This window comes from Herbaspirillum rhizosphaerae, assembly GCF_001189965.1.
GTDB lineage: Bacteria > Pseudomonadota > Gammaproteobacteria > Burkholderiales > Burkholderiaceae_D > Herbaspirillum > Herbaspirillum rhizosphaerae.
Map to the genome: position 1 here is coordinate 129,415 of NZ_LFLU01000004.1, position 23,375 is coordinate 152,789.

At 59.1% G+C, this 23,375-nt stretch carries 25 protein-coding genes and 1 tRNA gene; 15 read left to right on the forward strand and 11 right to left on the reverse strand.

Going from position 1 to position 23,375, the window contains the following annotated elements; translation table 11 throughout:
• Positions 1-100: 100 nt before the first annotated feature.
• On the forward strand, positions 101-907 hold the full coding sequence (locus AKL25_RS07880; RefSeq protein ID WP_050477103.1) for a cystine ABC transporter substrate-binding protein: 807 nt from the start codon (positions 101-103) through the stop codon (positions 905-907).
• An 81-nt stretch (positions 908-988) separates the two neighbouring features.
• Positions 989-1,645 carry an amino acid ABC transporter permease gene (locus tag AKL25_RS07885; protein ID WP_050477104.1) on the forward strand — a complete coding sequence of 219 codons (657 nt, stop codon included), beginning with the start codon at positions 989-991 and terminating at the stop codon, positions 1,643-1,645.
• A 73-nt stretch (positions 1,646-1,718) separates the two neighbouring features.
• On the opposite strand, the gene AKL25_RS07890 is transcribed toward AKL25_RS07885, so the two are convergent.
• Positions 1,719-2,045 (reverse strand): hypothetical protein, encoded by a 327-nt coding sequence (locus AKL25_RS07890; RefSeq protein WP_420840705.1) that lies wholly within the window; start codon positions 2,043-2,045, stop codon positions 1,719-1,721.
• Positions 2,046-2,169: 124 nt separating this feature from the next.
• Between AKL25_RS07890 and ompR the strand changes: the two genes are divergently transcribed.
• From ompR to AKL25_RS07905, 3 genes are read left to right on the forward strand one after another with little or no spacing between them, the layout of a single operon-like run.
• Complete coding sequence (gene ompR, locus AKL25_RS07895; protein WP_050477106.1) at positions 2,170-2,925, forward strand: osmolarity response regulator transcription factor OmpR; 756 nt, start codon at positions 2,170-2,172, stop codon at positions 2,923-2,925.
• A 53-nt stretch (positions 2,926-2,978) separates the two neighbouring features.
• On the forward strand, positions 2,979-4,340 hold the full coding sequence (locus AKL25_RS07900) for a sensor histidine kinase (protein WP_050477291.1): 1,362 nt from the start codon (positions 2,979-2,981) through the stop codon (positions 4,338-4,340).
• Between the two features lie 41 nt (positions 4,341-4,381).
• Positions 4,382-4,942, forward strand: a complete 561-nt coding sequence (locus AKL25_RS07905) for a flagellar protein FlhE (RefSeq protein ID WP_050477107.1) — start codon at positions 4,382-4,384, stop codon at positions 4,940-4,942.
• 71 nt (positions 4,943-5,013) lie between these two features.
• Here AKL25_RS07905 and radA read toward each other — a convergent pair whose 3' ends face one another.
• Both radA and alr read right to left on the reverse strand, forming a co-directional pair.
• Complete coding sequence (radA, locus tag AKL25_RS07910; protein WP_050477108.1) at positions 5,014-6,390, reverse strand: DNA repair protein RadA; 1,377 nt, start codon at positions 6,388-6,390, stop codon at positions 5,014-5,016.
• 1 nt (position 6,391) lies between these two features.
• On the reverse strand, positions 6,392-7,477 hold the full coding sequence (gene alr / locus AKL25_RS07915; protein WP_050477109.1) for an alanine racemase: 1,086 nt from the start codon (positions 7,475-7,477) through the stop codon (positions 6,392-6,394).
• Between the two features lie 249 nt (positions 7,478-7,726).
• Here alr and lplT point away from each other — a divergent pair, with 249 nt between their 5' ends.
• Positions 7,727-8,989: a lysophospholipid transporter LplT gene (lplT, locus tag AKL25_RS07920; RefSeq protein WP_050477110.1), complete on the forward strand. Its 1,263-nt coding sequence runs from the start codon at positions 7,727-7,729 to the stop codon at positions 8,987-8,989.
• A gap of 111 nt (positions 8,990-9,100) precedes the next feature.
• On the forward strand, positions 9,101-9,886 hold the full coding sequence (locus tag AKL25_RS07925; RefSeq protein ID WP_050477111.1) for a hypothetical protein: 786 nt from the start codon (positions 9,101-9,103) through the stop codon (positions 9,884-9,886).
• Between the two features lie 106 nt (positions 9,887-9,992).
• On the opposite strand, the gene AKL25_RS07930 is transcribed toward AKL25_RS07925, so the two are convergent.
• From AKL25_RS07930 to tsaB, 4 genes are all read right to left on the reverse strand, one after another.
• Complete coding sequence (locus AKL25_RS07930) at positions 9,993-10,916, reverse strand: DUF1853 family protein (protein WP_420840706.1); 924 nt, start codon at positions 10,914-10,916, stop codon at positions 9,993-9,995.
• A gap of 97 nt (positions 10,917-11,013) precedes the next feature.
• Positions 11,014-12,009 carry a uracil-DNA glycosylase gene (locus tag AKL25_RS07935; RefSeq protein ID WP_050477113.1) on the reverse strand — a complete coding sequence of 332 codons (996 nt, stop codon included), beginning with the start codon at positions 12,007-12,009 and terminating at the stop codon, positions 11,014-11,016.
• Positions 12,006-12,434, reverse strand: a complete 429-nt coding sequence (rimI, locus tag AKL25_RS07940) for a ribosomal protein S18-alanine N-acetyltransferase (RefSeq protein WP_240475689.1) — start codon at positions 12,432-12,434, stop codon at positions 12,006-12,008. The genes AKL25_RS07935 and rimI overlap by 4 nt, the downstream gene beginning before the upstream one ends.
• A gap of 56 nt (positions 12,435-12,490) precedes the next feature.
• Complete coding sequence (tsaB, locus tag AKL25_RS07945; RefSeq protein WP_050477115.1) at positions 12,491-13,207, reverse strand: tRNA (adenosine(37)-N6)-threonylcarbamoyltransferase complex dimerization subunit type 1 TsaB; 717 nt, start codon at positions 13,205-13,207, stop codon at positions 12,491-12,493.
• A 122-nt stretch (positions 13,208-13,329) separates the two neighbouring features.
• On the opposite strand from tsaB, the gene AKL25_RS07950 reads away from it, so the two are divergent.
• Positions 13,330-13,761 carry a thioredoxin family protein gene (locus tag AKL25_RS07950; RefSeq protein ID WP_050477116.1) on the forward strand — a complete coding sequence of 144 codons (432 nt, stop codon included), beginning with the start codon at positions 13,330-13,332 and terminating at the stop codon, positions 13,759-13,761.
• Positions 13,762-13,773: 12 nt separating this feature from the next.
• Here AKL25_RS07950 and AKL25_RS07955 read toward each other — a convergent pair whose 3' ends face one another.
• A complete protein-coding gene (locus AKL25_RS07955) occupies positions 13,774-14,682 on the reverse strand; it encodes a LysR family transcriptional regulator (protein ID WP_050477117.1) in 909 nt (302 codons plus the stop codon).
• Positions 14,683-14,853: 171 nt separating this feature from the next.
• Here AKL25_RS07955 and AKL25_RS07960 point away from each other — a divergent pair, with 171 nt between their 5' ends.
• The 7 genes from AKL25_RS07960 (at position 14,854) to AKL25_RS07990 (ending at position 21,358) form a co-directional block, all read left to right on the forward strand.
• The gene (locus tag AKL25_RS07960) at positions 14,854-15,126 is read left to right on the forward strand and encodes a DUF4148 domain-containing protein (protein WP_050477118.1); all 273 of its coding nucleotides are present in this window, start codon (positions 14,854-14,856) and stop codon (positions 15,124-15,126) included.
• A 343-nt stretch (positions 15,127-15,469) separates the two neighbouring features.
• Complete coding sequence (locus AKL25_RS07965; protein WP_050477119.1) at positions 15,470-16,723, forward strand: aspartate kinase; 1,254 nt, start codon at positions 15,470-15,472, stop codon at positions 16,721-16,723.
• A 173-nt stretch (positions 16,724-16,896) separates the two neighbouring features.
• Positions 16,897-16,990 (forward strand) — tRNA-Ser (locus AKL25_RS07970).
• A 303-nt stretch (positions 16,991-17,293) separates the two neighbouring features.
• Positions 17,294-18,184 carry a LysR family transcriptional regulator gene (locus AKL25_RS07975; RefSeq protein WP_050477120.1) on the forward strand — a complete coding sequence of 297 codons (891 nt, stop codon included), beginning with the start codon at positions 17,294-17,296 and terminating at the stop codon, positions 18,182-18,184.
• Positions 18,185-18,617: 433 nt separating this feature from the next.
• Positions 18,618-19,601 (forward strand): DUF1852 domain-containing protein, encoded by a 984-nt coding sequence (locus AKL25_RS07980; protein ID WP_050477121.1) that lies wholly within the window; start codon positions 18,618-18,620, stop codon positions 19,599-19,601.
• 27 nt (positions 19,602-19,628) lie between these two features.
• The gene (locus tag AKL25_RS07985) at positions 19,629-20,657 is read left to right on the forward strand and encodes a methionine synthase (protein WP_050477122.1); all 1,029 of its coding nucleotides are present in this window, start codon (positions 19,629-19,631) and stop codon (positions 20,655-20,657) included.
• Positions 20,658-20,848: 191 nt separating this feature from the next.
• Positions 20,849-21,358 (forward strand): flavin reductase family protein, encoded by a 510-nt coding sequence (locus AKL25_RS07990; RefSeq protein ID WP_050477123.1) that lies wholly within the window; start codon positions 20,849-20,851, stop codon positions 21,356-21,358.
• 162 nt (positions 21,359-21,520) lie between these two features.
• On the opposite strand, the gene AKL25_RS07995 is transcribed toward AKL25_RS07990, so the two are convergent.
• From AKL25_RS07995 to AKL25_RS08005, 3 genes are all read right to left on the reverse strand, one after another.
• Positions 21,521-21,811 (reverse strand): DsrE family protein, encoded by a 291-nt coding sequence (locus AKL25_RS07995; protein WP_240475680.1) that lies wholly within the window; start codon positions 21,809-21,811, stop codon positions 21,521-21,523.
• Positions 21,812-21,874: 63 nt separating this feature from the next.
• Positions 21,875-22,615: an ABC transporter ATP-binding protein gene (locus AKL25_RS08000; protein WP_050477125.1), complete on the reverse strand. Its 741-nt coding sequence runs from the start codon at positions 22,613-22,615 to the stop codon at positions 21,875-21,877.
• Positions 22,603-23,367, reverse strand: coding sequence for an ABC transporter permease (locus AKL25_RS08005; protein ID WP_205627226.1), 765 nt, complete (start codon positions 23,365-23,367; stop codon positions 22,603-22,605). The genes AKL25_RS08000 and AKL25_RS08005 overlap by 13 nt, the downstream gene beginning before the upstream one ends.
• Positions 23,368-23,375: the final 8 nt, after the last annotated feature.

Genomic DNA, 23,375 nt, shown 5'->3' on the forward strand with positions numbered 1-23,375 from the left:
CTTCTTACATAGATGTCTTTGGTCTTAGCTTGCAAAACGATTAAGCTGCTCGCATATCGGATTTCCACCGATCAATATAATTATCGTCAAAGGAACAGACATGACATCCAAAACACTCCGCAAACTGTCCCCGTTGCTGGCCGGCCTGCTGCTGGTTGGCGCGACCGTCGGTGCACACGCTGCCGACCTGCTGGATACCGTCAAGGCGCGCGGCACGCTGAAAGTCGCCCTGGAAGGCAACTATCCGCCATTCAACTTCAAGGATCCCAAGACCAGCGAACTGACCGGCTTTGAAGTCGACGTCGCCAAGTTGCTGGCAGCCAAGCTGGGCCTGAAGCCCGAATTCACCACGACGGAATGGAGCGGCATCCTGGCGGGCCTGGGCGCCGGCAAGTATGACGTCATCATCAATCAGGTCGGCATCACCGACGAACGTCAGAAGGCGTTCGACTTCTCCGATCCGTACACCCTGTCGAGCGCGCAGCTGATCGTGCGCAAGGACGAAAAGCGCCAGTTCAACAGCCTGGAAGACCTGAAGGGCAAGAAGCTGGGGCTGGGCCAGGGTACCAACTTCGAACAAAAAGCCAAGAGCGTTCCCGGCATCGACGTCAAGACCTATCCCGGTTCGCCTGAATACCTGGCCGATCTGGCCAGCGGCCGCATCGACGCGGCACTGAACGACAGCCTGCTGGTCAGCTACCTGCTGAAGTCTGCAAACCTTCCGCTCAAGGGCGGCTCGCCGATCGGCACCGTCGACAAGATCGGTATTCCTTTCCAAAAGGGCAACCCGCAATTCAAGGCGGCCTTGAACAAGGCGCTGGCCGATATCCAGAAGGACGGCAGCTTCAAGCAGGCGTCGATCAAGTGGTTCGGCATTGACGTAAGCAAGCCGCCAGCCGCACAATAGGCCACTGAGTAAGCCACCGAGTTCTCTTGAAACCGATATCCCCGCAACAATGCGGGGATATTTTTATTGCGTCGACGAAAAATGGAAATTTGGGATTTGCTGCATCAGGCAGCGCCGATCATGCTCAAGGGCACGGGCTACACGCTGCTGTTCGCCTTGGCATCGATGGTCGGCGGCCTGGTATTGGGATTTGTGCTGGCGGTCGCACGCATCGTGCCGTGGAAGTTCGTCCATTGGCCGGCGGCCGTCTACGTCAGCCTGATGCGCGGCACCCCGCTGCTGGTGCAAATTTTCGTCGTCTACTACGGCCTGCCCAGCGTCGGCATCGAGTTCTCGCCGCTGATGGCGGGCGTGCTGACCCTGAGCCTGAACGCCAGCGCCTACTTGTCGGAAAGCCTGCGCGGCGCCATCCTCGGCGTCGGCAAAGGCCAATGGAGCGCCAGCTACAGCCTCGGCCTGACGTACATTCAGACCTTGCGCCATATCGTGGTGCCGCAAGCCATCCGCATCGCGGTGCCGTCGATGAGCAATACGCTGATCAGCCTGATCAAGGATACCTCTCTGGTGTCCGTCATCACCGTCACGGAATTGATGTTGTCGACCAAGGAAATCATTGCGGTGACCTTCCGTCCCTTGCCGCTGTATATCGCGGCAGCCATGGTCTACTGGTTCCTCAGCATCTGCTTCGAAGCCTTGCAGCATCGACTGGAGCGTCGCCTGGAACGCGCGCACCAGTGAGCGCCGGCAAATAAAAAACCCGGACGATTAAGTCCGGGTTTTTAGTATTCAGGGAAGTGAAATCTGACGAAGCTCAGCGTTTGACGCGGTAGATGTCCTGTCCTGCTTCATCAATCTGGCGCCGCAGTTCGCGACGCTCATCGGGACTCAATTTACCGCGACGCTGGTTGGCGTCCTGCTCAGGCGGCGGGCGTCCGCCGCCGTTGCCAAAACCGTTTCCGCCCTGATGGCGAAAATCGCCAGGCTGGTTCGGCATCCCGCGCCCGGGTTCGGGAGGACGCGCAAACGCGGCGGTAGCACCGAGCAACACAAACGCTGCAGCAACACCAAGTTTTTTTAAAACTGCAATATCCATAACGGCATTTTTCCACATTTTGGACCAACGACAAAGTGCATTCATCGATGTACCCAGTGTAGGTTGCTTGGCCGGATGGTATAAGATGATTAAGGTAAGGTATGTAACAGTTTGTAATCTTTGGCTGCTTACATGTTGCCGATCTCTGTGAAGACGCTACCATAACGCCATGAATACGACCAACACAAGCTCCCCCGCTACTCCGGCCCACCAATCCAAAGTTCTGGTGGTGGACGACGACATCCGTCTGCGTGACCTGCTGCGCCGCTATCTGACCGAACAGGGTTTCAACGTGGTCACGGCAGAGAATGCGCAGGCGATGAACAAACTCTGGATCCGCGAACGCTACGATCTGCTGGTGCTGGATCTGATGCTGCCCGGCGAAGACGGCCTGGCGATCTGCCGCCGTTTGCGCGGCGCCGGCGATCAGACGCCGATCATCATGCTCACTGCAAAGGGCGAAGACGTGGATCGCATCATCGGTCTCGAAATGGGCGCCGACGATTACCTGCCGAAGCCATTCAACCCGCGCGAGCTGGTGGCGCGCATCAATGCCGTGCTGCGCCGCAAAGGCCCGGACGAATTGCCGGGTGCGCCTTCAGAGTCGCCGGAGTCTTTCGAGTTCGGCGAATTCGTCCTCGATCTGGGCACACGTACGCTGAAGAAAAAAGGCGAAACCGTGCCGCTGACGACCGGCGAGTTTTCGGTGCTCAAAGTCTTTGCCCGCAATGCCCGCCAGCCGTTGTCGCGCGAAAAGCTGATGGAAATGGCGCGCGGCCGCGAATATGAAGTATTCGACCGCAGCCTCGACGTGCAGATCTCGCGTCTGCGCAAACTGATCGAACCCGATCCGGCCAATCCGCTGTACATCCAGACCGTGTGGGGCCTCGGCTACGTCTTCATCCCTGAGGGCAAACCGCGCTGATGCGCTTGCCCAGCCTGTCGGATTCTTCGAACCCGTCCACCGGGATTCACACTATGAGCGATCAAGCGCGCCAACGATGGTTCAGCAATGGACTGTTCTGGCGCACCTTCTTTTTGCTGACCTTCCTGATCACCGCCAGCATGGTGGCGTGGGTGGCGAGCTTTCGCATGGTCGAGCGCGGCCCGCGTGCTGAACAGCTGGCCGCGCAAATCGTTTCCGTGGTCACGATCACCCGCGCCGCGCTGACGCATTCGGCGCCGGAGATGCGCCGCGAACTCTTGTTCGACCTGGCCAGCAACGAAGGCATCCGCATCTATCCGCTGGAAAAGTCGGACAAGATCGCTCCGCCCGACGACTCGCCGGTCCTTCCCGAGCTGGAATACTACGTCAAGCAATCCATGGGCGACGACACGCAATTTTCGTCGAGCGTCAACGATGTCGACGGTTTCTGGATCAGCTTCAAGATCGACGAAGACCAATACTGGCTGATGCTTGACCGCGGCCGTCTCGATCGCACCTCCAGCCTGCAATGGCTGGGATGGGCTTCGATTGCGCTGGTACTGTCGCTGATCGGCGCGGTGTTCATCTCGACGCTGATCAACCAGCCGCTGGCGCGACTGACAGCCGCCGCACGCGCCATCGCCAAGGGCAAGCAACCGGATCCGCTGCCCGAATCCGGGCCGACCGAAATCAGGGAAGCCAACGGCAGTTTCAACCAGATGGTCGACGACCTCAACCGCATCGAATCCGATCGCGCCGTGATCCTTGCCGGCATTTCGCATGACTTGCGCACACCGCTGGCGCGCATGCAGCTGGAGGTCGAAATGGCCCACCTGTCCGACGAAGCGCGCGACGGCATGCATTCCGACCTGGCGCAGATGGACGCCATCATCGGCCAGTTCCTCGACTACGCAAAACCGTTCGACAGCAGCAGCTTCACACCGGTCGATCTGTCCGGCCTGCTGGAAGATGCCGCCAACCACAGCAAGCGCCAGAACGAAGTTCGTGTCACGACCGCGATCATGCCGGGCGTGGAAATCATGGGCAACACAGTCGAACTCGAACGCACGATCGGCAACCTGATCGAGAACGCGCGCCGCTACGGCAAGACGCCCGATACCGAGGTCGCGGATATCGACATCCTGTGCAAACTGGACGGCCATAACGTGAAAGTTGAGATCGCCGATCACGGCGCCGGTGCACCGGAAAGCGAACTGGAACGCCTGCTGCGCCCTTTCACGCGCCTCGATACCGCACGCGGCCAGGCCAACGGCTCCGGCCTCGGACTGGCCATCGTGAACCGGATCGTGATCCGCCATAATGGCAAACTGCACTTGCGCAATCGCGAAGGCGGTGGTCTGGTGGTGCAGATGATTTTTCCTCAGCCGCCACGCAGCGCGCATCCGCGCAAATAAGCCGGACGATGGGAGTGCGACGCCACGGCCGAGCGGCCCTGATGCTGACAATGGCCTGCTGGAGTGCTTGCCTGAGCAACAGCACCGCGTCGGCTCAGACGCGCGTTGATCGCACCCTCAGCGTACAACCGGCCGGCACACCGCCCACACCGCTGATCGGCGATTTTTCCACTGCGACGACAGCCGTGAAACCGGTCGCACCGGTCTCGGCGCCCACGCCTCCCGCCCCTGCAGCGCAACGTCGTGCCAGCGGTTCCTACGTATCCGACGCCATGGGCGCAAGCATCCTCGCGAAAAATGCCGACTACGAAACCACCTTCAGGATCAACGCGCCCGTACCCGCCGGCAGCACGATCAGCAATGTGTCGTGGCGCTACGGCCTGTCGAGCAAACCCGTGGGATTTGAAGCTGTGCTGTGCTGGAACAATCAACAGCGCTGCTGGAACGTGACCAACAACGCCAGCGGCAGCACCGTGGCCTTCAATGGCAAAGATGCCGCCCGGCCGTTCACGCTGCACTATAGGGTCAAAGGAAGCGGCCCGCTGGGACCACCGGCGCAGGGTGAAATGAATCAGGTCATCGTGACCTACGACCTGCCCTGATCATTACGCACAGCAACGCAAAAAAATAAGCGCCCGATCCGGGGCGCTTATTCATGGTTTGATTCACCGGCTTATTCGTCGATGTTGCGGATCTTTTGCAAGGCTTCATCGATACGCTCTACGGCAACCACTTTCAATCCTTCGACCTCTTGCTTGGGCGCATTCGCCTTGGGAATCATGGCGATCGAAAAGCCCAGCTTGGCCGCTTCGCGCAAACGCTCCTGGCCACGCGGCGCCGGACGGATCTCGCCCGCCAAACCGACTTCCCCGAATACCACCAGGCCGCGCGGCAGCGGCTTGTTGCGCATCGACGAATTGATCGCCAGCAGCACGGCAAGGTCGGCCGCCGGTTCGGTGATCTTGACCCCGCCGACCGCGTTGATGAAGACGTCCTGATCGAACGCAGCAATCCCGGCGTGCCGATGCAATACCGCCAGCAGCATGGCGAGACGATTCTGCTCCAGGCCGACCGACAAGCGGCGCGCATTGGGAACGTGCGAACTATCGACCAGCGCCTGGATTTCCACCAGCAGAGGACGCGTACCCTCTTGCGTGACCATGACGCAAGAGCCCGGCACCTGGCTGTCATGCTGCGACAAAAACAGCGCCGATGGATTGGAAACGCCCTTGAGCCCCTTTTCCGTCATGGCGAACACACCCAGCTCGTTGACCGCGCCGAAGCGATTCTTGAACGCCCGCACCAGGCGGAAACTGGAGTGCGTGTCGCCCTCGAAATACAGCACGGTGTCGACGATATGCTCCAGCACGCGCGGCCCCGCCAGCGCGCCTTCCTTGGTGACGTGGCCGACCATGATGATGGTGGTGTCGGAAGTCTTGGCGAAACGCGTCAGCTGCGCCGCGCATTCGCGCACCTGCGCCACCGAGCCGGGCGCCGAACTCAAGGCGTCGGAATACACCGTCTGAATCGAATCGATGACGGCGACATCCGGCTTGTGCTCGGCCAACGTCGACAGGATTTTCTCCAGCTGAATTTCAGCCTGCAGCTTGAGATCCTTGGCATCGACCGCCAGACGCTTGGCGCGCAAGGCGATCTGCGAGCCGGACTCTTCGCCGCTGACGTAGAGGACATGCTTGAGTTTGGAAATGTTGGCCAAGGCTTGCAGCAGCAGCGTCGACTTGCCGATCCCCGGATCGCCGCCGATCAGCACCACGCCGCCCGGCACCAGCCCGCCGCCCAGCACCCGATCGAACTCTTCGATGCCGGTGCCGAAACGCGGCACGTCGATTGCTTCGATGTCGACCAGCGACAGCACCGGCGCCGTCTGCGCCAGGCCTTGATGCTGATTCGAATAACGATTGGCGCCGGCGGTTTCGACCAGCGTCTCCACCAGCGTGTTCCACTGACCGCAGGCCGGGCATTGCCCCGCCCATTTATTGCTGATGCCGCCGCATTCGGTACAGGTGTAATTGGTTTTGGCTTTTGCCATATCAGTTCTTTTCCCGCACGGTGACGCGTGGCGCCAGGGCGCACATCAATTCATAGCCGATGGTGCCTGCCGCAAAAGCGACGTCGTCAATCGGCAAAGCCTCGCCCCACAGGACAACGTGGCTGCCGACGCCGGCGCCGGAAATCTGGGTCAGGTCCACGATCAGCATGTCCATGGAAACGCGGCCGACAGTGCCGGTCTTGACGCCATCGACCACCACCGGCGTGTTATTGGGCGCGTGGCGCGGATAGCCGTCGGCATAACCGCAGGCGACGATGCCGATCTTCATCGGCTTGTCTGCGACAAAACGGCTGCCGTAGCCGACCGCGTCGCCCGGGCCGATTTCCTGCACGGCGATGATTTCGCTTTCCAGCGTCATGGCAGGACGCAGGCCGAAGTCCTGAGCCGTACCGCCGCCCGGCGTGCCGCCGTAGAGCATCACGCCCGGGCGCACCCAGTCGTATGCCAGCTCGGTGTGCAGCAGATCGGCAGCGGAGTTCGACACGCTGCAAGAACCGGCCAGCCCTTGCGTGGCCGCCTTGAAGCGCCTGATCTGTTCCGCCAGCGGCAGATCGGGATTGGACGCGTCATCGGCATTGGCAAAGTGCGTCATCATGGTGATACTGCGCACGCAAGCCAGTTTCTGCAGCCGTTCATAAGCAGCGCGGTAGGCTTCCGGCTTGAAACCGAGGCGATTCATGCCGCTGTTCATTTTCAGGTGCACATCGAATTGCGTGCCGGCCGCAAGCCTGGCGGCTTCCAGTAATTGAATCTGCTCATTGCAGTGCACGGCAAATTGCAACTGGTGCTGTTCCAGCACGGCGATGTCGTCCGCATCGAAAAAGCCTTCCAACAGCAAAATCGGCTTCTTCCAACCCAACTCGCGCAGTTGCACCGCGTAATTGACTTCAATCAACGCCAGGCCGTCCGCATCGGCAAACGCGCGGACCGCGCGCGACAGTCCATGTCCATATGCCTGCGCCTTGACCACCGCCCACGCCTTGGCGCGAGGAGCTCGCGCTTTCGCGACTGCAAGATTGTGTTGTAGTGCAGAAATATCGATGGTGGCTACGAGTGGTCTTGGCATGGAAGCAGGTAAAGGCAGATAAGTGAATATTGGACAGAAACGCGATGGCGGCGGCAAAAATCCGACCATTCGGGAACAAGAGTCCATTTTACCGGACCAACTTGTTTCTATGAAGCAGATGCGCCGAAGCCTGGTTGCAGCATACTGCTCTTCCCGCTCCTTATATTCACTCATCATACTTATCACTGGCATGTCATCTTTTCATGGTATAAAGCAAGCCGGAGATAATTTGTCACATCTTGGATACGGATGAATCGCGGCTTCTACACAATCATGGCGGCGCAGTTTTTTTCGTCGCTTGCCGATAATGCCCTGCTTATTGCTGCTATTGCACTCCTTGCGGAGATGCATTCTCCGGCATGGATGACGCCGCTGCTGAAATTGTTCTTCGTGCTGTCGTACGTGCTGCTGGCGGCCTTCGTAGGCGCGTTTGCCGATGCATTCCCCAAAGGCAAGGTCATGTTCATCACCAACCTGATCAAGGTGGTCGGATGCGCATTGATGTTCTTTACCGTCCATCCCCTGATTGCCTATGCCGTCGTCGGTTTTGGCGCTGCGGCGTACTCTCCGGCCAAATACGGCATCCTGACCGAACTGCTGCCGCCGGAAAAACTGGTCGCCGCCAACGGCTGGATCGAAGGCCTGACGGTCTGCTCCATCATCTTCGGCACGGTGTTGGGCGGCGCGCTGGTCAATCCGCATGTATCCTCGGTGTTGCTTGAGTTCGATTTCCCGGTATTCGACTTCAACATCAACACCCCGACCGAAGCAGCGCTGTGCGTCATTACCGTGATTTACATCATCGCCGCGATCTTCAATCTCAACATCCTCGACACCGGCGCCCGTTACGCCCACCAGCAGCACAATCCCATCAAACTGATCGCCGACTTTTCCAATTGCTTCATCACCCTGTGGCGCGACAAGCTCGGCCAGATTTCGCTGGCGGTGACCACGCTGTTCTGGGGCGCCGGCGCAACGCTGCAATTCATCGTGTTGAAATGGGCTGAAAAGTCGCTGCACATGCCGCTGGACAAGGCTGCGATCCTGCAAGGCATCGTCGCCCTCGGCGTTGCGCTGGGCGCCGTCGGCGCCGCCCGCTTCGTGCCATTGAAAAAATCGCTGACCGTGATGCCCCTGGGCATCGTCATGGGCATCGTCGTGATCGCCATGACTGCGGTCACCTCGGTCTGGATCGCCTACCCGCTGCTGATCATCATCGGCGCGCTCTCGGGTTACTTCGTGGTGCCGATGAACGCCCTGCTGCAACACCGCGGCCACGTCCTGATGAGCGCCGGCCACTCGATCGCGGTACAGAATTTCAATGAAAACCTGTCGGTCCTGACCATGCTGGTGCTGTATGCGCTGATGGTCAGACTCAATCTCAACGTCAACATCGTGATCATCATTTTCGGCGTCTTTGTCGCCAGCATCATGTATCTGATCATGCGCCTTCACGCAGCCAACCAGCGCGACCACGACTCGCTGGCGTTAATCGGCGAGCACAAGCATTGACAGATTGACCGGCTGATCGACTGCCGCCCGGCTGAAGTGGGGACTTCACCCGGCCTGCAGCAATACCTGAAGCACCGCACCGTTTCTGCCATAACAAAAAACAGAGGATCCATGCCCCTGCCGCATCTTACGCAACCACTTGCACAACGACTCCTGCTTTCCATTTCGCTGCTCGCCCTGCTCGGCGCCTGCGCCTCGCCGGAAGAACGCGCCGCCAAACGGCAACTGAAGCTGGAACGCCAACAGCAAAAAGCGCAGCGCGTTGTCGATCGCGCCAACGACAAAAAAGACCAGGCAATCACCGATCCTGCCGCCAGGCAAAAAGCCGCACCCGATGAATTGCTGAAAGCCTTCGCAAACTGCGACGGATCAATGTTCAAGGTCGCCGCGCAGTACAAGGCCGAACTCTCAGGGAACTGGCCGATTGCCACCAAGGGCGACATCGGCAATATCCTGGTCCCTGACCGCGGTTCTCCGGACAAGCACTTCGCCGCAGCCAGAAACAACCCGACCATGCTCAATCTGCCCGTCAGCGGCTATTTCGATGAAGTGATGACGCTGGGAACCGGCAGCAGCCCGAACTATTGGTGGGGCTTCTTCAGCCCGCTGTCGCCGAGGGAAGCCTATCGCATCCTGTCGCTGCGCCTGCCCGAACTCAAACGCCTGCGTGCCGACAAGGATGGCGCTTATGTACGGCTCGACCGATGGGACGGCGCCAACTGGCGCAGGGTCACGAATGCCGCCAGCTATCGCGGTGCGGCGACGGAGACCGCAGAACGCGTGCTGATCATCGACAAGTCCGACCAGGCGGCGTATCCCGGCACCCGCATCGCGTGCTCGCTGCAAGGTCCGGTGCCGGCCCCGACATTGCTGTTGTTGCGACCGGATCTGCAGTAAGCGGATAACGCCGCTTCCGGCTTCGAAAAATAAAAAAGCGCGTCTTCCAACGCGCTTTTTTATTTTCCGGCCTGATCGAAGCAAGCGATGCCGCATCGACGCCGTCTCAGTATTTGACGACAGCATGCTGCACGCGCTGCGCTGCCTTCTCCTGCCAGTCGTCCGGCACGATAAAGCCGCGCTGGCGCTCCAGCACGACGTCGCCGTGCCGATCGCAGACGGCAATCATCACCGGCGCCAGCGTCTCGGCAAAACACAGGGAAACAGCTTCATGCAGCTGATCCGCCGACAAGGCCTTACCCGCCAGCGCGCGCGCCGGCGCCAGCCATTCGAGGCGCGGCAGCACCAGATAGTGTTCGGCCAGCGATAAATCCAGGGCCGACAGTTCGCACCAGAATCCGCGGCAATGTCCGGGCGCAACGCCCAATCCCGGCGGCAGCGGCGTGGAGGCGGCAAGCTCATCGCGATAAAACAGCCATCCCTTGACCAGCGCCTGCGCCTGCGTCACCGGCTGCGGCAGGTAGCCGGCAGCCGCCGGATGCTCGGCCAGCTTCAGTTGCTGCTGCATGATCTTGTCCATCTTGGCGCCCAGCGAATCCGCGAGATTCGGCCCGACGAAAGCTTCGGCCTGCATCTGCGCCTGATGCGATTCCAGCAGATAGAACTTGGTCGCAAACTCCCAATGCACGGCGCCGGTACGCTGCGCGTCATGCACCAGAAAATCGAATTCGCCTATCGTGTCGTTGGGGCCGTTGCGGACCTGCACGTTGTGTGCGATCAGCCGCCCCGTCTGCTGCAGATAAAAAGTCAGCAGCTTCTCGGCGTAACGTCCCAGTCGCGCCGACGGCTGGGCGTTGATCAGCACATACAGGGCACGCGGATTGCGATCCAGGGCGTGCAGCCAGGTGATGTCCATTTCGCTGAGCGGTCCCAGCGTCGCGATGCGGCCGCTCCAGCGCGCCGCATGGATGTCCAGCAAATCCGGGGCTTCCAGCAGCCAGGCCAGTGCGCGCACATGCGGATCGCGCAAACTGCTCCAGCGTTCATGAAATTGCGATTGACAGGTCCGGCCGGGCAATACAGCCCGGTGGCTTGACTCTGACGATGGCTCAGTTTGCTCAGTTTGCTCAGTTTGTAGTGTCGGCATAAGTAGTCATGGCAAGGCAGAGATCGGCCCAGGCCTTGCTCTTGTCGCCAAGCTGCCGCAACAGGTAAGCCGGGTGGTAGGTGACAACCAGCGGCAAGTCCCGATAGCGATGGACGGTGCCGCGCAACTTCGATACCGGCGTCGCCGGGTCCAGCCCCAGCAGCGACAAGGCTGCGGTCTTGCCCAGCGCGACCAGCACGGTAGGCTGTATCAGGTCGATCTGGCGTTGCAGATACGGAATGCACGATGCAACTTCCTGCGGCGACGGCGGACGATCCTTGCCGTTTTCGTCGGTGGGACGGCATTTGACGATGTTGGCGATGTAGGCGTTCTCGCCGCGCTTGAGGCCCATGGCGACCAGCATGTTGTCGAGCAGCTTGCCGGCCGGGCCGACGAAGGGTTCGCCCTGCATATCCTCGTTGCGTCCGGGACCTTCGCCGATGAAGAGCCATTTGGCCTTTTCGTCGCCGACGCCGAACACCGTTTTCTTGCGCCCTTTGCACAGGCCGCATTGCTGGCAATCGGCGACCGTTTCCTTGAGCTTGCCCCAATCCATCGTGGCGATGGCGGGATTGATCCTGACGACCGGTTCGTCGTCTTCCTCATCGTCATACGGCATGAAGCCGCCGGAGACCATGTCGGCCCCATCCATTTCGCTCAGCCACGGCGGCAGGCCGTCGTCCGGCGCTGATGCAGACGACTGGGCCGGCGCAGACGGGCGCTGCTGGATAGCGGCCGCGGCGGCGAGAATGGCGTCGCGCTTGGAGACAATGACGCGCTCCGGCTGCGCTGCCGGCGATGCCGCCGCCGGCGCAACGGCGGATTCCGCCTCCGCCTGGACAAGCGAAGCCGGCTCGGCCTCTTCCATTGCGGCTGCGTCGATGGACTCCACAGGCAGATGCCGCCGGACCCAGACGGGGCCGACGCCGATTTCTTCCAATACCCGGGCCGAAGCGGCCAATGTGTGCTGACTCATAGCGGTAAACTCATCACGATCGCGTCTTCGCGCGTATGTTGATCGACCGGATAGTAATTCTTGCGGCGGCCGATTTCAACGAAACCATAGCGTTTATAAACATGCAGCGCGCGCAGGTTCGACACCCGCACTTCCAACAGCATGATCGTCATCTTATGCTTGCGCGCCAGATCGACGGCGCAATCGAGCAGCAAATGCCCGAACCCTTCGCCTTGCAAATCTTGCGCCACGCTGATGTTGAGCAGGTGCGCCTCGTCCACCGCCTCCATCACCAGGAAATATCCCAGCAGCCGCCCGGCCGGATCGCGCATGGTCAGCGTCTGATAACCGCTGAACAGCGAGTCGAGGAAGTTGCCGCGCGTCCAGGGATGCGCGTAAATCTTGTCTTCGATCTGCACCACTTCGTCCATGTCGGCGACCTGCATGGCGGCAAACTCCAGCGCTCCGAACTTGCTCTGCAACGTTTGCAGCAAGGCGTCGTTCACGCCGCGCCTTTCGCCAGGGTTTTTTCCGCATCGCGCACCTGCCGTTCCGCCGTGGTCAGCGCGACCTTGTTGCGCAAATACAGCGGCTGCGCATCTTGCAGGGGAATCGTGCGCCCCTGCTGAAAAGCCCTGGCGCCCAGCGTCGCGACCTGCGATGCATGCGGCATCACTTGCGCCATGCCGTTCGCAGCAAATGCTTGCGCGGAAAAATCCTGCGCATACGCCGTCAATCCGTTGCCGCAAGCCTGCACGGCGCCTTGCGCCTGCACGTTCGCTGCGGCCGACAAGGTCGGCTCGACCACGATCCGCCAGCCATCGGCGTGATGACGATACTGCGCCCAATACACCTCGCCCATGCGCGCGTCCAGAATCGACAGCACGTCGGTCGATTGCGCCGTCTCGAAACACGCTTGCGCCATGGCTTCCAGCGTCACGACAGGAATCACCGGCAAATCGCTGCCGAACGCCAATCCCTGCACCACGCCGCAAGCCGTACGCACGCCCGTGAAGGAACCCGGGCCGACGCCGAAAGCAATCGCGTCGCAGCGCGACAGCGCAATGCCGGCCTGCGCCAGCAGCAGCTGAATCATCGGCAAAATGGTTTCGGAATGCGTTTGCACGCCCAGCGATTCGCGGGCGATCAGCTCGTCGCCGTGCAGCAAAGCGGCGGAGGCGAGTTCGGTCGAGGTTTCAAGGGCAAGAATGATAGACATCCCGCTATTTTACCGCGCCGGGGCAGCCCCGGCCTTGCGAGAAAAGCACTTTTCGGGACTGAATCGCTGCGCCGCCCTCCTTTGCGCCGATTTTTCTCATCCGGAGTAGAATAGGCCGCCTTATGTCCTATCAGATTTTTTCCGACAGCAACCGCGAAGAACTCGCCGCCGCCCTGCGCAGCGGCAAGTGGGTGGTCGCCTGCCTGTGCGCCGGCTGGTGCGGCAGTTGCCGCGAATATGGCGTCAATTTCGCCGCATGGGCCGAACGCAGCCCGGAACACCACTTCGTCTGGATCGACATCGAAGACCAGGCCGACCTGGTCGGCGATCTCGACATCGACAATTTCCCGACCCTGCTGATGCAGCAGGGATCGACGGTCAGCTTCTTCGGCACCATGGAGCCGGATACGCGCCAATCGGAGCGCCTGCTGCAGGCGCTGACGACCAAGACCGGGGAAGAGCTGGCGCGCGAGGCGCACAGCAGCGACGAGCGCCGCAGCTGGCAGGAATGCGATCTGCAAAAACGCCTCAACGCCCTGTCCGACGCCGGCTGACCTTCGTCGCGTTCACAGCCAGGGATCCGACTCCGGCTGCGGAAACTTGTCCATGATGAAGTCCACAAAACTGCGCACCTTGGCCGACAGCAAACGCCGGCTCGGATAAGCCATCATCACCGCAACCTGCCCCATCTGATAATCCGCCAGCACCCGCTGCAGCTTGCCGCAGCGCAGGTCGTCGCCCAGACTGAAGGACGGCCGCATCGTGATGCCCATGCCGGACAGCGCAAAGTCGCGCAGCAAGATGGCGCTGTTGGACACCAGCTTGCTGGTGATCGGGATGTCGCGGATACCGTCTTCGGTCTTGACGTGCCAGTAATGGCGCAGATGTTCGTGCGAAAAATTGAGGCAGGCGTGGCGCGAAAGATCGTCGGGCGTTTCCGGTGCGCCATGCTTGGCGATGTACGACGGCGAGGCGCACAGCACGACTTCCGCCACGCCGATCTTGCGCACCACCATGCTGGCGTCGAACTTTTGCAGACTGCTGAAGAAACCGATGTCCAGGCCTTCTTCGACCAGATCCATGGTGCGCTCGGACAAAGAAATGTCGAGCACCACATCCGGATAGGCCTGGGAATATTCCGGCAACAGCTTGCCCAGTTGCCCCTGGCCAAAACCGACGTGCGAATACAAGGACAAAGTGCCGGCCGGCTTTTTGGTCTCCATCGCCACGATCGCTTCGGCTTCCTCGATTTCCGGCAGAATGTGCCGGACTCGTTCGAGGAAAGCCTGCCCCGACTCGGTCAGCGACAAGCGCCGCGTCGAGCGATTCAGCAAACGCGTGCCGAGATGGTTCTCCAGGTCGACGATATAGCGCGTCACCACCGCATTCGACAGCGACATGATCTCCGCCGCCCGGACAAAACTCCCCTGCTCCACCACCTTGGCAAACACTTTCATTGAGTGCAAGCGATCCATTTCAAGCCCCTGATTGTTTCTTTAATCGAAATAGTGCATTGCCATTAAACCCATTTTTCCCGGCCTAAGCAATAGATACACTTGCTCCATCGATGACGGACATGCAGCCACAAGCCAAATCGCCCGCTCATCGACGTGCAACTTTCATTTACTGTTTTAGGGAGAATTACCATGAACACCAAGCAAATCACTGCCGCTATCGTCCTCTTTGCCGCTGCCGGCGCCGCCATGGCTGAATCGCCATTTCCACCGGAAACCAAGTTCGTGTCGACCAAGACCCGCGCTGAAGTGACTGCAGAACTGCAACAAGCGCAAGCACAAGGCCTGATCACCAACGGCAACAACTACCCGATCGTCATCCAGGCGCGCAGCCCGCTGACACGTTCGGACGTCGTCAGCCAATCGAAGTCGGCCGGCGACAATAGCGTCTACGCCGGTGCTTAATCCAGTCGATACCCTGCGTTTCTCGTTGTAAGCAGCAAGCAATACTGCGGCGCCGCCCGCAACCACCGTCTACCTTGGTCGGACTGCCACACGGCAGCACCATGGTGGATGGCGTGTCCGACATCCTCCTGCGCATTTCCCTTCTGCATCAAATTCTGTAAAACTGCCCCGGAATCGCCCGAAAACGCCCATTTTCAGTGCCTTTTGCTTGTTATTTCGGGCCTCAGCATGTAAAGTCGAGGGTTTGTTTCCTCCGGCCTTTGTGCAGATTTTTGGCAATTCCGGCAACAAATAGCAGCGCCAATAGCAGTACTCAGTCACGCAATTCAGACCTACCTTTCCTATGGCTTTATACGTTCACAAATACGGCGGCACCTCGATGGGCTCGACAGAGCGCATCAAGAACGTCGCCAAGCGCGTTGCCAAGTGGCACGACGCAGGCCACCAGATCGTTGTTGTTCCTTCCGCAATGTCTGGTGAAACCAATCGCTTGCTGGGTCTGGCCAAGGAAATTATGGCCCAGCCCGATTCCCGCGAACTGGACATGCTGGCCTCCACGGGCGAGCAGGTTTCCGTGGCCCTGCTGGCCATGGCGCTGCAGGCAATCGGCAAAGAAGCCGTCTCCTACGCCGGCTGGCAAGTGCCGATCAAGACCGATTCCGCCTTCACCAAGGCCCGCATCCGCTCGATCGACGACGCCAAGGTGCGCAAAGACCTCAACGCCGGCAAGATCGTGATCATTACCGGCTTCCAGGGCGTCGACGCCGACGGCAACATCACCACGCTGGGCCGTGGCGGTTCCGACACCTCGGCCGTGGCTGTCGCCGCCGCCATCAAGGCTGCCGAATGCCTGATTTACACCGACGTCGACGGCGTGTACACCACCGACCCGCGCGTGGTCAGCGAAGCGCGTCGCCTGAACACCGTGACGTTTGAAGAAATGCTGGAAATGGCATCCCTGGGCTCCAAGGTCTTGCAGATCCGCTCGGTGGAATTTGCCGGCAACTACAAGATGCCGACGCGCGTATTGTCGTCGCTGACCGACCCACTAATGTCGCTGGAAGAAGAAACCAAGTCCGGCACACTGATTTCGTTTGAGGAAGACACCAAGATGGAACAAGCAACCATTACCGGCATCGCGTTCAGCCGCGACGAAGCCAAGATCACCGTACTCGGCGTACCGGATCGCCCAGGCATCGCCTACCAGATCCTCGGCCCGATCGCCGACGCCAACATCGAAGTGGACATGATCATCCAGAATCAGTCCGTCGAAGGCAAAACCGATTTCACCTTCACCGTGCCGCGCGCCGAATACGCCAAGGCTGTTGAAGTCCTGAACGCCAGCGTCAAGGCCCACATCGGCGCCGCCAGCATCGTCGGCGACACCAAGGTGTCGAAGGTCTCGGTGGTCGGCGTCGGCATGCGCAGCCACGTCGGCATCGCCTCGCAGATGTTCCGCACGCTGTCGGAAGAAGGCGTCAACATCCAGATGATCTCCACATCCGAAATCAAGATCTCGGTCCTGATCGACGAAAAATACATGGAACTGGCCGTGCGCGCATTGCACAAGGCCTTCGATCTGGAAAATGGCAAGTGAGCGGCAACTGAGTAGCAAGTAAGCGGCAAGTAAGCAGTAACCTGCGTCTCTGAAATTCTGTCGGATGGAAAAATAATTCTTCCAAAATTGCAGAGTTTCATTGACCAAATCCGCATGAAAAGATATTATGCGGGACTTCTTTGCTGAGGCAGCGCAGTATCTGCCTACAGCGTGGAGACGTGGCCGAGTGGTCGAAGGCACTTCCCTGCTAAGGAAGCATATGGGCTTAAACCTGTATCGAGGGTTCGAATCCCTCCGTCTCCGCCAGAATACAAACACCCGCTTCGGCGGGTGTTTTTATTTGTACTTCCCGTTTTGTTTGCGCAGCCCCCTACCCGAGATGAGTAAGCCGCCTGCGCGCTTACGCGAGGGATTCGAAGGGAATCGCTTGCAAGCGATTCCGCGGCCTGCGAAACGCAGACGAATCCCTTCGTCTCCGCCCCCTCCTGTAGATTTGCATCGCAAATCTACACCCCCACTTTTGACCGCATTGGGTGCCTGCTCACCGCAAAATAAATGATGAAGTAAAATGGAATTATCTTAAAAAAATATGAATTTTATTCATTCATCATGATTGACCGCATTCATCTATCCATCGTGCAAGAGGTGGAAAAACAAGGTTCGCTGACTGCAGCTGCAGGCGTCCTGCACGTGACACAGTCGGCTTTAAGCCACAGCATGAAAAAGCTGGAGCAGCAGCTGGGCACCGACATCTGGCTGCGCGAAGGCCGTAGCCTGCGCCTGACCCAGGCCGGCCAATATCTGCTGGCGGTGGCCAACCGGGTGCTGCCGCAGCTGGATCTGGCAGAAGAACGTCTGCGGCAGTTCGCCCAAGGTGAGCGAGGCGCGCTGCGCATCGGCATGGAATGTCACCCCTGTTACCAATGGTTGTTGAAAATCGTGTCGCCCTATCTGGCCGCGTGGCCGGATGTGGACGTGGACGTAAAACAGAAATTCCAGTTTGGCGGCATCGGCGCGCTGTTCGGTTACGAGATCGACCTGCTGGTCACGCCCGATCCGCTGGACAAGCCGGGCCTGGTATTCGAACCCGTGTTCGATTACGAACAAGTCCTGGTTGTGGCCGGCAACCACAAACTGGCCAAAGAGGAATACATCAAGCCCAGGCAACTGGCCAATGAGGTACTGGTGACCTATCCGGTGCCGGTCGACCGCCTGGATATCTACAGCATGTTCCTCGCGCCGGCTGGAATAACGCCCAAACGCCATAAGGCGATCGAGACCACCGACATCATGCTGCAGATGGTCGCCAGCGGCCGCGGCGTGGCTGCGCTGCCGCGCTGGCTGGTGCTGGAATACGCAGACAAGATGGATGTGGTGCCGGTCCGCTTGGGCAAGAACGGCATCGCCAAACACATCTTTCTGGGTGCGCGCGAGTCGGACGTGAGTATCGATTACCTGCGCGCGTTTATCGAACAGGCGAAAAGGCCCGCCTTGGCTTGATGCTTGACGCTGCCGTGGCAGCCTGAACACGGTTGTCCTGTCGTCACCGGCGCTCCGGGCTGAACAGGCTTTCGGGCCATTCCATTCATCATTCTCTGCCTCTCCGTGAGAGGCGTCTCTTTCACGCCTGCCCCATTTCACAGTGCACGGCCGGCTGTTCTCCGAAGCGAACGAACCAGCTGATCCCGCACGGCCTTCGCCAGGTTCGCCTGGCGACTCCGTCGCATCCATTTGGAACGCATCATGAGCGTAACTAATGCTTCCATGAGATCAAATCATTTTTATTCATCGATGGCGCAGCATAAAATTCGTCTCACATATCGGCAATGCAAAAACTGCTGAATCAAGACACCAGAAAATAGCAGTGGAAAGTGCTGAAGAAAACAAGAAACAACCGCAGGTTTTATCTCAGGAATTAAGGCGCCGGATCACCATGAGTAAAGAATTCACATTTGCCATCAAGAGCGTTTGTTTTGATGAAGACTATCGTCCTTCAGACACGACGCGCATCACCACCAACTTTGCGAATTTGGCCAGAGGAGCGAGTCGCGAGGAAAACCTGCGCAACACCTTCAGGATGATCGACAACCGTTTCAACGCCCTGGCGCATTGGGATAACCCCCAAGGCGATCGTTATACGGTCCAGCTTGAAATCATTTCCGTTGAGCTGAATATCGATGGTGAAAGCAGTGGCAATGCCCTCCCCTTGATTGAAATATTGAAGACGAATATCGTCGATCGAAAAACCAGCGAACGCATTGAGGGCATCGTCGGGAATAATTTTTCCTCTTACGTGCGGGATTATGACTTCAGCGTGCTGTTGCCGGAGCACGCCAGGAATCAGCCCGCATTCGGTACGCCGGATAATTTCGGGGATCTGCATGGCAAGCTGTTCAAGTGCTTCGTCAATTCAGACACTTACAAAGAGCATTTCGCCAAACCGCCGGTGATATGTCTCAGTGTGTCTAGCAGCAAGACCTATCATCGGACCGAAAATCAGCATCCCGTACTGGGCGTGGAATACCAGCAGGATGAATATTCCCTGACGGATGACTATTTCAAGAAGATGGGGATGAAGGTGCGTTACTTCATGCCATCCAATAGCGCCGCGCCGCTGGCGTTTTATTTCTCCGGCGATCTGCTGGGTGATTACACGAACCTTGAGCTGATCAGCACCATCAGCACGATGGACACTTTCCAGAAAATTTACCGGCCTGAGATTTACAACGCAAATTCTGCGGCCGGGAAATCCTATCAACCCAGCTTGAAGCATCAGGACTATTCATTGACCCGGATTGTCTATGACCGGGAAGAACGTAGCCAGCTGGCTATTGCGCAGGGAAGGTTTGTTGAGGAAAACTTCATCAAACCATACCAGGCCGTTCTTGAGCAGTGGTCCGCTAATTACGCTCTCTGACTAATCAAAAACATAAGGTCATCTACTGTGAAAAAATTGTTACCCACTTCAACGGCCGGCAGCCTGCCCAAACCATCCTGGCTTGCAGAACCCGAGAAACTTTGGTCGCCCTGGAAATTGCAAGGCGACCAATTGAGCGACGGCAAGCAAGATGCCTTGCGTTTGTCGTTGCAAGAGCAACTGCACGCCGGGATCGATATCGTCAGCGACGGTGAACAAACGCGCCAGCATTTCGTGACGACGTTCATTGAGCATCTCGACGGCGTTGATTTCGAGAAGCGTGAGACCGTGAGAATTCGCGATCGCTATGACGCGAGCGTACCGACGGTGGTTGGCGCCGTCTCTCGCCAGAAGCCGGTGTTTGTCGAGGATGCCAGGTTCTTGCGTCAGCAGACCAAACAGCCGATCAAATGGGCGCTGCCGGGTCCCATGACGATGATCGATACGCTGTATGACAGCCACTACAAAAGTCGCGAAAAGCTGGCCTGGGAATTCGCCAGAATTCTCAATCAGGAGGCGCGGGAATTAGAGGCTGCCGGTGTCGATATCATCCAGTTCGATGAGCCCGCATTCAATGTCTTCTTTGATGAGGTGAACGAATGGGGCGTCGCCGCCTTGGAACGGGCCATTGAAGGGCTCAAGTGTGAAACCGCGGTCCATATTTGCTATGGCTATGGCATCAAGGCCAATACAGATTGGAAGAAGACGCTGGGATCGGAGTGGCGGCAATATGAAAAAGCCTTCCCCAAGCTGCAAAAATCCAGTATTGATATCGTCTCGCTGGAATGCCACAACTCTCATGTTCCAATGGATCTGATTGAGCTCATTCGCGGCAAAAAAGTGATGGTCGGCGCCATTGACGTGGCAAGCAACTCCATTGAAACGCCCGAAAAAGTCGCCAACACCCTGCGAAAAGCACTGCAGTTCGTCGATGCCGACAAGCTCTATCCTTGCACCAACTGCGGCATGGCGCCCTTGCCGCGTCACGTCGCAAGAGGCAAGCTGAATGCGTTAAGCGCAGGCGCAGAAATCGTCCGCAGAGAACTTTCGAACTAGTTCTGAAGCAGACAAATGGCCGTCGTGAGCTGCTCGCGACGGCCAAACGTGAAGGATGGCGTGGGGGATCCGGCCGGTTTTGATCGATGGGTCGCCTGCACGCTGGCCAAGGAGGAAGTCGGCCAACATGACTGGACCACTTCAGGCCTTCCTTGAGACTTTCGAACTGCATCCGGCATTGAGCACCTACCATGTCACTTCCCAGTACAGCTATCGAGCCGTTGCGCTTTCGCGAAGCGCTCGGGCACTACGCATCCGGTATCACGGTGATTACCTCACACATCGATGGCGAGCCGATCGGCTTCACTTGCCAGTCGTTCCATAGCGTGTCGATGAGTCCGCCGCTGGTGTCGTTCAGCGTCATGTCCGGTTCAGCCAGCTATCCCAAAATTCGCCGGGCGGGTCGATTCGCCGTGAATATCCTGTCAGATGAGCAAGTCGGGATTTCCAACCAGTTCGCCCGGCGAGGCACGGACAAGTGGCGCGGAATCGAATGGCAGGAATCGCCCTTGGGCAATCCGGTCATTGCCGGCAGCCTGCACTGGCTCGATTGCGAAATTTACGCCGAACACGTCGCAGGCGACCACCTGATCGTGATTGGCGAAGTGAAAGCATTAAACCTGCAAGAAGCCGCTGCAGCGCAGCCCTTGCTGTATTTCAAAGGACAATATCGCAACATCGCCGTGCACGGCGTGGTTTGAGCGTTTGCCTTCGTTGCCTGGCATCCTCTCTCGCATCTTCCATTTGCCGCCGGCTATCAAGCTTCGCTCGTCGAACGGTTGCCCAATCCAAGTCTCCGCCAGAATACAAACGCCCGCAATCGCGAGCGTTTGTATTCTGGCATTCGACGCAATGAGCCCTCTTCAAGCCCTCATATAAGCCCAACCCTCAGCCTGCCGCCGGGCGATATGCAATACCGCTGCCGGCACAACTTCGACGCCCTCAGGCGCGGTCAGCTGATTGGCCGTCAGCGTATTGCGGCAAACGCGCAAATGTCCGTCGAGAGGGTCCGGCTGGCTTAACGCTGCCGCTACCGCACCGGCATTGATCACCAGTTCCACCTGGGCGTCAGGCGCCAGCTTCAGCAAATTGGCGAGATTGCGGCGGGCGCGCTCAAGGGCTGTCGCAGTCGGCGCATGAATGAGTAATCGCAAGGTTTCCATATCGGGCTTTGCATAAAGGATGAGGTTGGGGGCAGGAAGCTGATGACAGAAACGCTATTCCACGCCCAGCCACGACGACAGATGCGTCACGTAGTGCGCAAACTCGGCGGAGTTGCGATCACGCGGGCGCGGCAAGTCGATTTGCAGATTTTCCACAACGGTCGCAGGCCGGTTCCCCAGCACGACAACGCGATCGGCCAGATAGACAGCCTCGTCGATATCGTGCGTGACGAACATGACTGCCGTATGCGTGGTTTCCCAGATGCGGATCAGCTCGGTCTGCAACTTGCGCCGGGTCAGCGCATCGACGGCGCTGAAGGGTTCGTCCATCAACAAGATATCCGGCTCGACCGCCAGCGCCCGTGCAATACCGACGCGCTGGGCCTGGCCGCCGGAGAGTTGATGCGGCCAGCGGTCGTACAATTCTGCCAGGCCGGTAAGCCGCAACGCTTCCGCCACCCGTGCAGCGCTTTGGGCCTTGTCGATGCCGAGCGTTTCCAGTCCGTAGGCGATGTTCGCCTCTACCGTGCGCCAGGGCAGCAGACGGCTATCCTGAAACACGATCGCGCGGCGGCGACGGCCAGGTCGTTGCGGCAGATTGAAACGCATCTCGCCGGATCCCGGCGCCAGCAAACCGGCGGCCGTGCGCAGCAAGGTCGATTTGCCGACGCCGGAGCCGCCTACCACCGCGATAAAACTGCCTGCCTCGATATCCAGCGACAGATCCTGGATCACCGGCATCCCGGCGCCTGGATGCGTGTAGGAGAGGCGATCGAACTCGATTACGGACGCCATGACAGCACCCTCCTTTCAACCAGCGTGTACAGCAAATCGGTGGCCGCGTACACGGCAGAGATAGTCAGCATATACACCACCACCGCATCGTAAGCGCCGACGCCGGCGGCGGCGTTCATCTCCTGCCCCATGCCGGGCACGCCAAGCAGCTCTGCCGCGATCAGCGTCATCCAGGCTTGTCCGATGCCGGTGCGAATGCCGGACAGCAGCCCCGGCGCAATCGCCGGCAAGGTGATGCTGATGGAGCGGCGCCAGTAGCCGCCCTGCCCGAAACTGCGCGCCAGCTCATAGAAACGCGGATCGATGTTGCGCACCGCGCTATAGGTCGCGAAATAGTTGACCCAGAATACCCCGATGGCAATCACGAACGCTGCACCGGCATGGCTGACCTTGAACCAGGCAATCGCAAACACCACCCAGGCCAGCGGCGGAATCGGCCGCAGAATGCGCGATACGTAGGCCTGCAACATGTCGAAGCGCTGCACCGTGGCGGCAGCCAGTCCGACCACAATGCCGCACACTGCGCCGAGGCCGAGTCCCCACACGTAATGGATCAGGCTAGAACCGATGGCCGGCAGCAGCCGGTCGCTTTGCCATTCGAGCAGAAAGGTTTCCGGCAGCAGGAAGGGATCGGGAAGAATGCCCGGGTTCACCCAGCCGAATACACCGACCGCCTTCCACAGCAGCACGAACAGAATGACGCCGACAACACCGTAGCCGATGCGCGTCGGCAGAGAATAGGAGAGTGTCATCGTCAGAC